This is a genomic window from Fibrobacter sp. UWEL, from assembly GCF_900142535.1.
Taxonomy (GTDB): Bacteria; Fibrobacterota; Fibrobacteria; order Fibrobacterales; family Fibrobacteraceae; genus Fibrobacter.
This window is the reverse complement of record NZ_FRBE01000013.1, coordinates 15,222-28,777: the sequence shown is the minus strand read 5'-3', so window position 1 is coordinate 28,777 and position 13,556 is coordinate 15,222. Positions and strand designations below refer to the sequence as shown.

Annotated in this window: 11 protein-coding genes; 2 read left to right on the top strand and 9 right to left on the bottom strand. The window is 48.7% G+C overall.

Translation table 11 applies throughout. From position 1 onward, the window contains the following. The first annotated feature begins 11 nt into the window (after window positions 1-11). On the top strand, window positions 12-1,547 hold the full coding sequence (locus BUB59_RS09390; protein ID WP_073229086.1) for a carbon starvation CstA family protein: 1,536 nt from the start codon (window positions 12-14) through the stop codon (window positions 1,545-1,547). Window positions 1,548-1,559: 12 nt separating this feature from the next. Then, entirely contained in the window at window positions 1,560-3,710 is a 2,151-nt protein-coding gene (locus BUB59_RS09385; RefSeq protein WP_073229084.1) for an SF1B family DNA helicase RecD2, read from the top strand. A 124-nt stretch (window positions 3,711-3,834) separates the two neighbouring features. Here the strand turns inward: BUB59_RS09385 and BUB59_RS09380 are convergent, their stop codons facing one another. From BUB59_RS09380 to BUB59_RS09335, 9 genes are all read right to left on the bottom strand, one after another. After that, the gene (locus BUB59_RS09380) at window positions 3,835-4,857 is read right to left on the bottom strand and encodes a branched-chain amino acid aminotransferase (protein ID WP_073229283.1); all 1,023 of its coding nucleotides are present in this window, start codon (window positions 4,855-4,857) and stop codon (window positions 3,835-3,837) included. Between the two features lie 133 nt (window positions 4,858-4,990). After that, on the bottom strand, window positions 4,991-5,884 hold the full coding sequence (locus BUB59_RS09375; protein ID WP_073229081.1) for a histidine phosphatase family protein: 894 nt from the start codon (window positions 5,882-5,884) through the stop codon (window positions 4,991-4,993). 268 nt (window positions 5,885-6,152) lie between these two features. Further along, window positions 6,153-7,172 (bottom strand): fibrobacter succinogenes major paralogous domain-containing protein, encoded by a 1,020-nt coding sequence (locus BUB59_RS09370; RefSeq protein WP_143160316.1) that lies wholly within the window; start codon window positions 7,170-7,172, stop codon window positions 6,153-6,155. A gap of 346 nt (window positions 7,173-7,518) precedes the next feature. Further along, the gene (locus BUB59_RS09360) at window positions 7,519-8,340 is read right to left on the bottom strand and encodes a nucleotidyl transferase AbiEii/AbiGii toxin family protein (protein WP_200778826.1); all 822 of its coding nucleotides are present in this window, start codon (window positions 8,338-8,340) and stop codon (window positions 7,519-7,521) included. After that, window positions 8,337-8,930 carry a type IV toxin-antitoxin system AbiEi family antitoxin domain-containing protein gene (locus BUB59_RS09355; RefSeq protein ID WP_083540272.1) on the bottom strand — a complete coding sequence of 198 codons (594 nt, stop codon included), beginning with the start codon at window positions 8,928-8,930 and terminating at the stop codon, window positions 8,337-8,339. The genes BUB59_RS09360 and BUB59_RS09355 overlap by 4 nt, the downstream gene beginning before the upstream one ends. Window positions 8,931-9,066: 136 nt before the next feature. Beyond that, window positions 9,067-9,717: an N-formylglutamate amidohydrolase gene (locus tag BUB59_RS09350; RefSeq protein ID WP_083540266.1), complete on the bottom strand. Its 651-nt coding sequence runs from the start codon at window positions 9,715-9,717 to the stop codon at window positions 9,067-9,069. An 86-nt stretch (window positions 9,718-9,803) separates the two neighbouring features. After that, window positions 9,804-11,054 (bottom strand): glutamate-cysteine ligase family protein, encoded by a 1,251-nt coding sequence (locus BUB59_RS09345; protein ID WP_073229064.1) that lies wholly within the window; start codon window positions 11,052-11,054, stop codon window positions 9,804-9,806. Between the two features lie 144 nt (window positions 11,055-11,198). Further along, complete coding sequence (locus tag BUB59_RS09340) at window positions 11,199-12,701, bottom strand: RimK family protein (protein ID WP_073229062.1); 1,503 nt, start codon at window positions 12,699-12,701, stop codon at window positions 11,199-11,201. Window positions 12,702-12,703: 2 nt separating this feature from the next. Further along, window positions 12,704-13,399 carry a peptidase-C39 like family protein gene (locus BUB59_RS09335; protein ID WP_073229059.1) on the bottom strand — a complete coding sequence of 232 codons (696 nt, stop codon included), beginning with the start codon at window positions 13,397-13,399 and terminating at the stop codon, window positions 12,704-12,706. Between the last annotated feature and the right edge of the window lie 157 nt (window positions 13,400-13,556).

The window sequence follows — 13,556 nt, the reverse complement described above, 5'->3', positions numbered from 1 at the left end:
AAGGCATCAAAATGATCACATTCCTGATTGGCGTGGCTATCCTCATTGGCGGCTACTTTACTTATGGAAAGTTCGTAGAACATGTGTTCGGCCCCGATGATCGCAAGACCCCCGCTACCGAAAACCCCGACGGCGTGGACCGCCTGGTTCTCCCTCATTGGAAGAACATGCTGATCCAGCTTTTGAACATTGCAGGTATCGGTCCTGTGATTGGCGTGATTCTGGGCATTAAGTTTGGTGCCATCGTCTTCATCCTTCTCCCTCTGGGAAACGTCTTGGGCGGTGCCGTCCATGACTACTTCAGCGGTATGGTGAGCATGCGTAACAACGGTTACAACGTGCCAGCTCTTTCCCGCAAGTTCCTGGGCAAGGGCCCCTCTAAAATTGTGATGACCTTGATTTCCGTGGCATTGATCCTGGTGGGCGCCGTATTTACCAATACTCCCGCACAGCTCATTAACACCCCCATCCTGGTGGGCAGTCATGTGTCTCCCACTCTGTTCTGGGTGGCTGTGGCTTGCATTTTCATCTACTACTTCCTGAGCACCTTCTTCCCCATCGATAAGATTATCGGCCGTATCTACCCCGTGTTTGGCGGTCTTCTGATTCTTGCATCCCTGGCAATTCTCGTGGGTATCGCCCCCAACCTAAACGTTCTGGACAACATCAGCTTTAGCGACTTTGGCAGCAACTTCAATAAGCATCCTGCAGGTCAGCCCATTCTTCCCATGCTGTTCGTCACCATTGCTTGCGGAATCATTAGCGGATTCCATAGCACCCAAAGTCCTCTGGTTGCCCGCACCGAATTTTCCGAAAAGACAGGCCGTCAGACCTTCTACGGCATGATGATTCTGGAAGGCCTCATTGGCATGATCTGGGCTGCCGGCGGCATGTACATCTACCACAAGTTCCCGGAACTGATTACTGGCGCAAGCGGCGTCAAGGTCCTGAGCACTCTGGTGAACGACGTTCTGCCCTTCGCACCCATTTCCGTCCTGGTGGTCGTCGGCGTAATCGTTTTGGCAATCACCAGTGGTGATACCAGCCTTCGCAGCCTTCGCCTGACCATTGCAGAACTGTTCGGCATCGATCAGGCTTCTACCAAGAATCGCCTGCTGTTGACAGTCCCCATGTTCGCTATCTGCCTGGCCATTATTTTCTGGAGCAACCTGGACAAGGAAGGCTTCAACATCCTGTGGAATTACTTCAGCTGGAGTAACCAGCTCATGGCCGTCTGTAGCCTTTGCGTTACCGTGGCTTATCTTCGTAGCAAGAACAAAAATTTCTGGATTGCACTTCTGCCTTGCATGTTCATGGTGTTCATCACCGCCTTCTATATTCTGTGGGTGAGCCCCACTAACCTGAAGGGCGCTCCCGTTGGATTCGGCCTGGAATACAACACCGCAAGAGCCTTGGCAGTCTTTATCGCCGTTGGCCTTGGCGTGTGGCTTGTGAAGCGCGGCAAGAAATTGACCACCATGGCCAACTTCGATCCGGACAAGTGGAACTCCGAAATCGACGAAAAGAACAAGTACCAGCCGAAATAAAATTCGACGCACATGGATCTTCAGGGGACCATTAAATCCATCACTTTCCATAGTCCGCAAAATGGTTTTACCGTCTTGCGCATTATGGATGCAGAGTCCAAGAAAGTGGTCATCGTGACCGGAACCCTTCCCGCCCTAAACGTTGGCGAAAACGTCAAATTCCAGGGTGATTGGGGAAGCCACCCCAAATACGGAAAGCAATTCAAGTGCACCGGTTTTGAGCTGATCGCCACCAGCGATGACAGCGACGTGGTCACCTTCCTGGGAAGCGGAATCTGCCCTGGAGTCGGTCCCAAGACCGCGCAGAATATTTACGACATCTTCGGCGAAAGCACCTTCGATATTTTGGACAATCATCCGGATCAGTTCCTGGAGCAAAAGATTAAGGGTCTGCCCAAAGCCAAGGCCATGATTTTTTTAGCACGTTGGCATGAAGTCCGTCATAGCCGCGAGACCATGATGTTCCTGTACAGTCACGAGATTGTAGGAAGTGTAGCCAAGAAAATCTGGATGAAGTTCGGCCAGGGCACCATCGAGAAGATTCGTGAAAATCCCTACATTCTCTGCGAGGAAGTTTACGGCATCGGGTTCCTGAAGGCAGACGAAATCGCCATGAAAGTTGGCATCCCTAAGGATAGCCCCATGCGATTGCAGGAAGCCCTCCTGTACACCCTGCAGGAAGCCGCCATGAGCGAAGGCCATACGTACCTTCCCAAGGACAATCTGATTGGCCGCACCTTAAAGAATCTGCGTATCGATTACTACGATGATGATTCCATCAACACCTTGATGGATCTGTTCGAGGACGCCTGTGCCACGGGACGCATCCGGCGCATTGACGACGATTGCTTTTTCCCGCCCCTGTTCCGTGCGGAAGAAAAAATCGCGACGGATCTCCTTTGCCGTATTAACGACCAGGAAGAATTCATCAGTCCCGAATACATCAACCGAGAACTGATCGACTGGGAACGCGACCATAAATTCGCCTTCGATCCCATCCAGCGGGAAGCCATCACCAAGGCACTTTCCCATAAGGTTTTCATCATTACAGGCGGTCCCGGCACCGGAAAGACCACCATCCTAAAAGGCATTCTCCATCTGGCGCGGAAAATGGGCGAAAGCATTTTGCTTGCAGCCCCTACAGGTCGCGCCGCCAAACGCATGGGAGACTGCTGTGGCGAAAAGGCAAGCACCATCCATAGGCTTCTGGAAGTGGATCCTGTTTCCCGAAAGTTCGTGAAGAACTCCGAGAACCAACTGCAGTGCAAACTCCTGATCGTGGACGAATTCAGTATGGTGGACACCTGGCTAGCATCGTCCCTGCTGGAAGCCGTTGGCGAAAGCACCCGCATTGTATTTGTGGGGGACGCAGACCAGCTGCCCAGTGTCGGCCCCGGAAACGTCCTGAACGACCTTCTCCGCAGTCCAAAAATTCCAAGCGTCCGCCTACAGCACATTTTCCGTCAGGCTGGCGACAACGATATTGCCGCAAAATCCGCCCAGATTAACAAGGGCATTACGCCGTCCCCGCTGGATGGCCCCAACTTTCACTTTATGCCCTTCGAGACTCCCGAGGAATGCAAGAGCTACCTGCAGGACCTGATCGCAAAAGGCATCAAGAGCAAGCTGGACATTAACCTCATCGAACAAATGCAGGTTCTTGTTCCCATGCGGAAAGGCCCTCTGGGAATTTTCGAATTGAACCCCTTCCTGCAATCATTGCTGAATCCTGCCGCACCACGCCATAAAATGCAGGGCGTGGAATGGAGCAACGGCGATCGCGTCATGCAAATCAAGAACAATTACGAGAAGAACGTATTCAACGGGGACGTAGGCATTATCTGGCGTGTGGACGCCGCCAACAAGAAAATCACCGTCTTCTTTGACGACAAGACCGTGGACTACGAAGAAGACGAACTGGAAGAACTGACTCTGGCTTATGCATGCACCATCCACAAGAGCCAGGGTAGCGAATACCCCGCCGTCATCGTGGTTCTGGATAGCAGTCATTCCATCATGCTCCAGCGAAACCTGGTCTATACCGCCATCACCCGCGCCAAGGGCCATGTATGGATTCTCTCGGCCCCAGGCGCCTTTAACCAGGCGGTTCGTAACAGCAGAAGCAACAAGCGTTTCACCCGCCTCACAGAAAGACTCTCGTAAGCCGCACAAAACCAGCCAGCAAAAAAGCCCGCGACGTTCATCGCAGGCTTCTTTTAGATTCTTCGACTTCGAACCTTACGGTTCTTCGCTCAGAATGACATGGCGAGGCAGACCTCGCTCCAGATTACAGGTCAACCACTTCAGTCCAGCCGAACGGGTCTTCACATTCAGCAAACTGGATTGCAGTGTACTTGGTGAAGAGTTCGGTGCACACAGGACCCGGGTTCACGCCATCACCATAGGTGAAGGTCTTGTTTGCAACGGGGTCCACGATCTTCTTGATCGGGGTGATCACAGCTGCGGTACCGCATTCTGCAGTTTCAGAGAATTCAGCCAGTTCTTCGAAGGTCACCGGGCGCTTTTCAACAGTGTAGCCCAGGTATTCAGCAAGCTGCTGCAGGCTCTTGTTGGTGATAGACGGCAGAATAGATTCGGACTTCGGGGTAACGTAGGACTTGCCCTTGATACCGAAGAAGTTTGCCGGACCGCATTCGTCGATGTACTTCTTTTCCTTGGCATCCAGATAGATGGTGCTGGAGTAGCCAAGCTTCTTAGCTTCGGCAAGAGACTGGAGGGAAGCAGCGTAGTTACCGCCAACCTTCACAGTACCGGTACCCTGAGGAGCGGCGCGGTCGTAGTTACGGCTGATCATCATGTCAACGGGCTTGAAACCATCCTTGAAGTAAGGACCCACGGGGCAAACAAACATCATGAACAGGTATTCGTCAGCGGGCTTCACACCAACTTCTGCACCGGTACCGATGAGGAGCGGGCGGATGTAAAGGGTTGCGCCATGGCCATAAGGCGGAACAAAGCGAGCGTTCAGCTTGGTCACCAGGTGAGCCATTTCGCGGAACAGTTCGATAGGCGGAACAGCCATGAGGACGCGGTTTGCAGTGTTCTGCATACGCTTTGCATTTTCGTCTACGCGGAACAGACGGACCTTACCGTCCTTGCCGGTGTAAGCCTTGAGGCCTTCGAAACCTTCCTGACCGTAGTGGAGGCAGGTTGCGGCCATGTGGATGCTGATGTTCTTGTCGGAGGAGACTTCAATCTTGCCCCACTGACCATTGCGGTAGTAGCAACGAACATTGTAATCGGTGTCGGAGTAACCGAAGGGAAGAGTCTTCCAATCCACGTTATTCAAATCAATCTGCATATTGCGACCTTTTATAAGGCGTCACAAGGCGCCAGAGTTAAAAATTTCTGCTTGAAAAAATATAAAAGTCTCGGGGAAATGAGCCGGTATTATTGAGAAAAAAGGGTAAAATTGCGGGCTTTTAACGTTCCGCCATTCGTCCGCTAGAAAGCCCCCTCACAGGCACCATGGTGACATTATCCTGGTCATCCACAATAACGGCGGCCCCCGCAAGAAAGTTCGGCCAGTAATATTCATCACCGTACTTATAGTAGTCCATCCCGATTTCTCCGTCCGTAATGGAAATCATCAAAGGCGCCACAAAAAGATCATGGGTAACGGCAAAGGTGATATCATGCATTTTGCCGTAGGTAAAATGATTACGAACAAACTCCATAGTTCTTTCCTTGGCATTGTAAAAAGCAAGATCGCAATAGTAGTCATCCACCTCATAAGCCATCTTTGTATACGCGGCCATATTGTTTCCAGAGGCGCACATGCTCATGTAGGAGCCATCTTTTAAGTACCAGTCATAACGTAAGTCGTCATTCCATTCATGAACAATGCTATCACAATTTTCCCTGGTAAACTCCTCCACCTTTTGCCCCTTGCCTTCAGCAATGCGATAACCTGTTTCCAAGGTCCGGAGATAATCCGTATGCATGAAATAGAAATCCGAATAATCCTTCAATCTGCGCCCTAGCTCACGAGCCTGCTCCGCACCATTCGCATTCAAGGTATCGTCATAACCGCTTTCACCGGCATTACGTTCCCCATGTCGAATGATAAAGGCAACCTTCTCGTTTTCCTGTACGCACGGGAGAACATTTTCTATGGGAACGAAGTCATTTTTTGTGCTACGAATTTCTTCGCAAGTCGCGCTGGAACTACTTGATTGTTCCGCGTCCGCGCTACTTTCTGCCGCGACGTCACTGGACAACGAGTCCCGTTCATCGGATTGGGAACCGTCCGAAACGCTGTTACTGCAGGCCACTAGCAAAACCGCGGCAATGGAGATCACAACTTTCAAAATCATACTACTAAAATATAAGCGTTTTTTTTCGCATTAATATTGCCAATACATCAGCAACACCTAATGCAAGATAAAGTAATGTGCAAAGAATAAACCGCCCGGATTTTCGCCAAAAAGTTCTATAAAATCAAAAGATTTTTAGAATTCGTGAAAAACAAGCCAAAAAGATTTTCATTTTTCGTGATTTTTCAGCAAGATTTTTATTTTTCGTGAAAATACCCTCAGCTAAAGCTGAGGGATATGTTCATCATCTACACAAAGAAAAATACGATTAGTCTTTAATACAGCGAACGGAGTAGCCGTTGTTCTTGAAACTATCATTCGGATTAACATACTTGGCGTAGTAATACAAATATATGAGGTAGGCGCCACGTACATCAGTCTCCGTAGCACTCCAGAAGCGAGAAAATTTACCAACACCGTCGAAACTGCCACGACCTTCTTTGTAGCCTACTGGGAGAGCCGAGAAACCATAAGTATCTATTCCGTTACCATTGTTGTACCAGCCACTAACAGACTTTAGGGCCCTGCCCGCAACATCCTCACCGCCAACCGCGGAAAGCAACGTGTTCAATTCGGCATAGCTAGGCAAGTGCCAGTCGTTGGGGCAAATACCCTGAATAGATTTTTCTGCGAGAGCGTCTGCAGTAAGTCTGTCGCACTCCACTCCAAATCCACAGGTCTGAGGATTGTCAACGTCGTCGGCCAAGGCAACAGAGTCAATGGCCGCAGCCCAGGTGTAAAAGCGACCATATTTTACGCAGGAGTCAACATAGCCTTTATAGCACCAGCTACGTTCCTTAAGGCTAGTAGTCTTGATGGAATCCGCGTAATTCAAATTCTGGGCCATCCAGGTTTGGCAATTTGCATTGTCACTGTCGCAGATTTCAACAGTCTTGTACACCTGGTAATCGCGGGTATCCAACAACTCGCCGTAGGTAATTTTCGGATTCAATTGTTCCGTGGGGGCGTAAGTGCAGACATGTCCGGCTGGGCATTCCGTTGTGTAAGGAATGAGTTGTACAACTTCAGATGAACTACTTGCTACACTACTGCTAGATTCCTCGCTCGACGAGCTTGGAATGACACTCGAAGAGGAACTTTCGACAACACTAGAAGATGACTCTGCTCCGTCATTGCGAGAACTCGAAGAGTTCGTGGCGATTGAAGATGAACTAATGGAAGATTCATCATCCTTGGCGCTGGTTCCGGAGTCTCCACCACAGGCAACAAATCCTGCAGACAAAACCAAAGTGCAAGTCAAAACCGAAATCTTATAAATGATCCTCATAGCCCTCATTCCTTTTAACCGTTTAGGTTCTTACGCCCTAAAAGTGTAAAAAAACGAGACATTCGTCAATCGATAACAAGGCGAGAGCAGCGGCAACCACATAAAAAAAGGAACAAACCTGTTCGAGTCGGCATTGTCGAACTGCGTCGACAATCTAGCAAAACGCACTCATAAACGCAAAATATCTAGTTTTTTAGTATTTATAAATGCAAATTATTGACTTTTTGAGAAAATCCGTCTTTATCGACGAAGGTCAAAAGATCCCAAACCAGGGTCGCGCAGTCAAATTGCAGATCGATTCCCGCCCGAAAACTACGATGCGTTCCTGGGGGAATGAATCAACGATTTACACAAGTTGTTTCAACGCCGACACAACATCGGAATAGGTCAAGTTCTTTGCATATTCAAATTGTTGCGAATAATTCTTCCACAATAGCATCAAATCTTCACTAGACTCTATTCTTTCCAAAATTTCCTTTGAGTTTCCGATTCTTTCAGCAGATTCCCTGTGCTTAGAAGTCGCTTCCAAAGCCTTTTCAAAAACGGTTTTATCATACTTGCAGCTTTTCGTCAAGGCATAGACATCATAAAAATCTCTAGGCCGCGTATTAAAAACAGAGCGACTCAAAATTGTTTCCACTTTCTCCGCCAGAATAGTTTCCAGGTTATACCCCAGCAATCGTATTTTCACAGAGTCATCTATCGCGCCAGCAATCGTCACCCGTTCGGGCGAAGGAGTAATTGCATCTCCCGTTGAAACATCAATCGTCATCGGAACGTCAATGAATTCATATTTCGCATCCAAGAAGACGCGAAACCCTCCATAGAAATCATCTTCACGGATCGGCTCCAAGCGATTTACGCTCAAGGAAAATCCATCTTCTAAATCCATTGAGCATATTTCTTGCAATGTACTTTTCAGAACATCCGGATTCAAGTCCAGCCCCTGCAGGGTCATATCCAAATCCATAGTAGATCTTCGGCTAAGCCCAAGAGTTGCAGCAATCAGCATGCCGCCCTTAACAACAAACTTGTCCCTATAAGGAGACTTGCTCAAGCGCAGCATGAATCGTTCAAACATCAGATTTTGCAAAAGGACTTGAGGCGGAATTCTCAACTCTTTCGCCCTATTGCGAATGGAGGCCTTGAGGCTCATTGCATTTTTCAAAGCAAGACCTCCAAATAGCTCTTCAGGATTTTAGACACTCGAAGTTTTTTTGAATAGTCCGCAAGTTTATTTAAGTCCTTACCATTCCAGGCGGCATACGCTTTTACCGCAGACAAAAGCAATTCATTGCTTACCCTGGAGCGATTCTTGATCAGGTCGCATATAGTCCTTTCCAAGTCGTAGCAACGGACTAAATTTCCAAAGGGGGTTTTTAGCTCGGTCACGCCCAAATCAAACAACTCTGACTTGCAGGTAAAAACCTTGCAAGTTCTTTTTATGAGCGTAGAAGGGGCTCGCCCATAGGGGACAGTCACGGAATGTTCAAAAGGAGTCCTTTCAGAAAGACCATGTAAAAAGAGAGCAGTCTCGTGCGATACGATCAAATTTTGGGAACGGCTCGCAATCATGAAAATTTCATCAGGAACAGCATCTGGCAAAACATACTGTCCCTGGGCAACGCGCACCAACTCCCCTAGCTTACACAAAGAAGACAGTTGCGCTCGAGAAACTCCCGCGGATTCAGCGTTTGAATTAAGCACCATCCCATTGTACTGCGCAGACACATCCTTCAACAAATCAACTTTTGACACGCAACCCCCAACAAAAAACATTCGTCATAAAAATATATTCTATTTTATGATATTTGTCAAGTGCTTTTTGCGGGTATATCAAGCTAGGAAATTACCAATTCGTCAACGGCAGTCAACAGTCTTGACACATTCGGAATTAACGCAACAGCAATTTCTGATTGATTTCGATTTCAAGGCCTACGTAACAGCCCGTTTTATGGGGGTCAAACTTTTTGCGGAGAGCGGTGCAGAGGCCATCGGTTTTGCCCTGGTAAGGATAATTGCGACGGACTTTGTACTGGGGGAATCTTACGCGGATTTCGGCGACGATGATGTCAGCAATTTCTCGTTCTGCAGGGCGACTAGGGTCGTAAAGGATCCCTATATCGGCTTTGCGGGTGCGGCCATCTAGTATAGGAGTAAAACTGTGAATGGCCAAGTGCACGATTGCAGGCAGGACACACCCTGCTTTAGAAGGATCCTCACTGATTTCGGGTAAGTTCTGCACCACGAATTTTTCCACTTCACCCCAGTAGGATTCGTGATAGGCGATTCCCGCGGGGCTCGCAAACTTGTTGTTCCGCAAGCTACGATTCAAGTCCACAAAAAGTCGGGAGTAGCGCCCGGAGCTGTAAAAATCCGGTTTGAACTTTGACACAAGTTCTTCGTACACAGCGAAAGCACCGATGTCGTAACCTCGGTGAGAATCGAGATCTTCTTGGGAGATTCGCAGATCCTTCACCCGGGCTGGCAATTCGTTGCTGGCGTGCTCGCAGGTGATCATTAATTTGAAATCATTTTGAGACATGCATTAGATCCTTCGACTTCGCGCTCCGCGCTTCGCTTAGGATGACACTCTTCATCTTTCATTGTTAATTGTTCATTGTTAATTGTTCATTCCTCTATGTCATAGAGTTCGTTCTCGGCAAGGCAGCGGGAAAGGCGTCCGTATTCGCATACGAAATCGTCGCGGCCCGGGTCTGCGCCAACGTTCTTTACCAAGGCGCTGGCGAGGGTCCCGCGCTTGAACATCTTGCGGAGCAATTCCTGGGAGTGTCCAGAGATTTTTCCCTTAACCACCTGGAAGATATGCTGTACCACTTCGCCTGCGGTGATTTCGTTTGCGTTAATACCCCACACGTTGAGGAAGGCCCGATCGCTAACAACTGTCTTTTCAGCGAAGCGAGTGCAGTCCAATAGAATCTTTGCCAGCGCCGACGTATCCAAACTGCGAACGGCCGCAGAAACCGATCCCAGATTCGCGCCACTAAAGGCGCCCTCCACCAGGCCCTTTAACGCAGCAACTTCCCACTCCGCAATGGCGATATCCGCATCGGGGCATTCCTGAATATCCACCAGACGAATCTCAATGGCACCGCGGTCAAAGCGAGCGATGGCCCCGCGACTATTCAAGAAGAAATGATTCAGCAAATGCTCCGGATCGTAGGGCGCAATATCCGCCTTCACCTTCTCGAAAATCTGCTTGTTGTACTCGTCATAAGTGAAAGCCGCCTCAGGAATGACTTGCCCCGCAATACTGGGAACTCGGTCCTGATTATGGCGGTAAGTTTCTATGCGGCCATCACGAAAACCGCAGTACGCGCCATCCAAAAACGGGCTGGATGCCGCAATGGCGGGAATCAGCGGCAGCAAGGCACGAATGGCAGCATGCAGTTTTCCGAATTCCTCATCGCCATTAAAACTCAGGTTAATATGAGTACTCTGCAGGTTAGCCCAGCCATGGCCCTTGCAGTTAAAAATGCGGTCGTAAGTCTCGTAAATTTCATTGCAGTCATAAGGCCACAACTGCATCGTCGCCGGATCCATAAAGGGATGGGCCGCACTTGGCAAAAGCATGGCGTTAATAGATTTCAATTTTTCGTTGGCCCGCAAAATTTCCTTATGGAATTGCCCGCCCAGATTTTTAAGATTATCAACCGGTGATGCGCATTTCAATTCTAGCACATGGCTCACCAGCTCGTTGGAAAGTCCGATGGGGCCGTACTCCACATCGGAAAGTTGCTCGCCGTTCTTGTCCTTTCCCAGAGGCACATCGGCACGAGGGAGAACATCTAAAGTATCCCGGTCAACGATCATGTATTCCATCTCGATGCCGTATTTTTGCCATAACTTGTAGTTGGTCATAATTATTCTCCAATCGTCATCCTGAGCGGAATGCCGAAGGCATGGAGTCGAAGGATCTAGATCCTTCACTTCGCTTCGCTACGTTCAGGATGACATCGTTCGTTGATACGTTCAGGATGACGTATGCGGTACGTCCTATGGTCGTTATAAATAAAACTCTCTTTCGTGTTGTAGAATCTTCTGCTGCGCAGCATTCAAGCGGTCTTCGATGCGGTGGCGCAAGGATCGCATGATTGCCGTATAAAGTTTTTTCTTTCCCACCTGATCTTCAATGCCCGCGTCAATGCTGGGATTGTCATTGACCTCCACCACAATGGGCTCCCCCTTCCACTCCTTCAGATCTACACCATACAGGCCATTACCGATCATGCTGCAAATCTTCAGCGCCGTTTTCACCACGCCGTGGGGCACACTTTCAATAGGCAGGCAATCAAAGTTTCCGCAGATTTCATCCTTATCCTTACTTTCCCAGTTGTAAATCTGCCAGTGATCCTTGGCCATGTAATATTTGCAAGCGTAAATGGGCTTTCCATCCAGCACGCCAATACGCCAGTCAAAATCCGTAGGAGTAAATTCCTGGGCAATAAGCAGGTCGCTATGTTCAAACATCTGATCCAGAATCTTCTCCAGTTCCTCCTTATCCTTAGCCTTTTTCACGCCCATAGAAAAACTGGAATCCGGCGACTTGATAACCATAGGGAATCCGATTTCCTTTGCCAGAGTATGGCGATTTTCGGAATGAGCAATAATGGTCTTGGGAGTATGAATTTTTGCAGCCTGCATCAACTCCTGCAAATACACCTTGTTAGAACAACGTAATATACTGTCAGGATCATCAATCACAGCAATACCAAGGGATTGAGCGCGACGGGCAAAACTGTAAGTATAATGATTCACGTTAGTGGTTTCACGAATAAACAAAGCGTCAAACTCCCCCACTCGTGCATAATCTTTCTTGGTAATCAGTTCCACACGAAAGCCCGTTTCTTCGGCGGCTTTCACAAAATTCTGAATGGCCTGAGCATTGCTGGGCGGCTCCTTCTCATCGGGATTGGTAAGGATGGCCAAATCGTACAAGTAGTCTTCATCAGGGGCGCTGGCGTAACGGTTCTTTGTAAAGTATTCCTGGGCAAACTTGTTCACCATTTCCATGTGGGTCTCAGGAATTTCATCCACACAAATGGGGCGAATACTTTGGATAAACCACTTCTGCTTAAACACGAATTTGGCGCGGAGCAGCGGGGCCTGGAAAAGTTTGTAAAGTTCCTGGGAAAGTTCCAAGTACTGGGGGCTCACATTCTGGCCGAAATAAATACTTAGAACAAATTCTGTTCCCGTTAGTTTGTGCAAACTATGCTGGATCAGATTATCAATTTCATCGGAAATATGTTTGATCACCGCCGTGGTCTTGAAATCGCGCATGTTCTTGACCCCGGGAATCACCTTATGCCCGCGAGCCTCCGCCAGCAATGACACATAATAGCCCTTGCTTTGATAGGAGTAATCCCTGCAAAGGTTAAACACGCGAGTGTTTTTTTCTCCAACGTACTTTTGGGAAATCAGGTAATCCTGTGCGGATACCACATCAACGCCTGGAACATTCAATTTCCAGTTCTTCGGGTTATTCACCACGATTATTTTTTTCATGATTATGCCTTTTCAATCACAAGCACGTTGCCGTCGTAGGTCATGACGCCAAGCAAGATGCTATGCAAAAATCTGAATTTGTCGACCTTATAGTAAGGGTTCTTATGTAAGGGATTGGTGCAGTCCGGATCCGCCACCATGAACTGGTTCTTTTCATCTAGCCCGTAAGCCACCACAAAATGGCCGCAAGGATCCCCGTGAATATCGTCGAAAACGGACTTGTCATTTTCGTCGGTAAATTCACGCATGCACTGGTACAAATAAGTGGCCGAAAGACCGCAAAGAACAGGAACGTTCTTCTTGAAATACTTCTGGAACATGGATGCCCGCAAGTCGGACATGGCCACCGTTCCGCCCAGGTCAATAAACCGGATGTACGCCTCGATGGCCTTCCGCAGCTTGGGTGCCGTTTTCGCGCGACGTAGCAAAACCAGTTTTTCCCGGAGGGCAGGCATTTTCAACCCGTTCCAGGTGGGGTCGAAAATCTTCAAGTTGTAGGAATGGATGGTCGCCTTGAACCCGCGCTTCAGAGCGTCGATTCCCAGGAACACCCCCAGGGTGCCACCTTCTTCCAGGAACTCAATTTCGGAAATAAGTTTTTTAAGGGGTATCTTGTAACCAAGATGCTCGTACACAGCGTGCAGGCTCGTGGGGCCGCAAGTGACATCGTCAGGCTGCGGCAATATTTTGATGTCCATCGTATGCCTTCTTTTTAAGACAGTCGGCGTCAACAAATTGATGCGGGCGCTGGCCTAAACTGGCGGCTGTCGGGACGTTTTCCCGGGTCGTCGATTGGACGCACCTAAAGCTAGGTATTTAAAAAATTAAGGCAAGGGGTGGACAGAGGAAAAATGA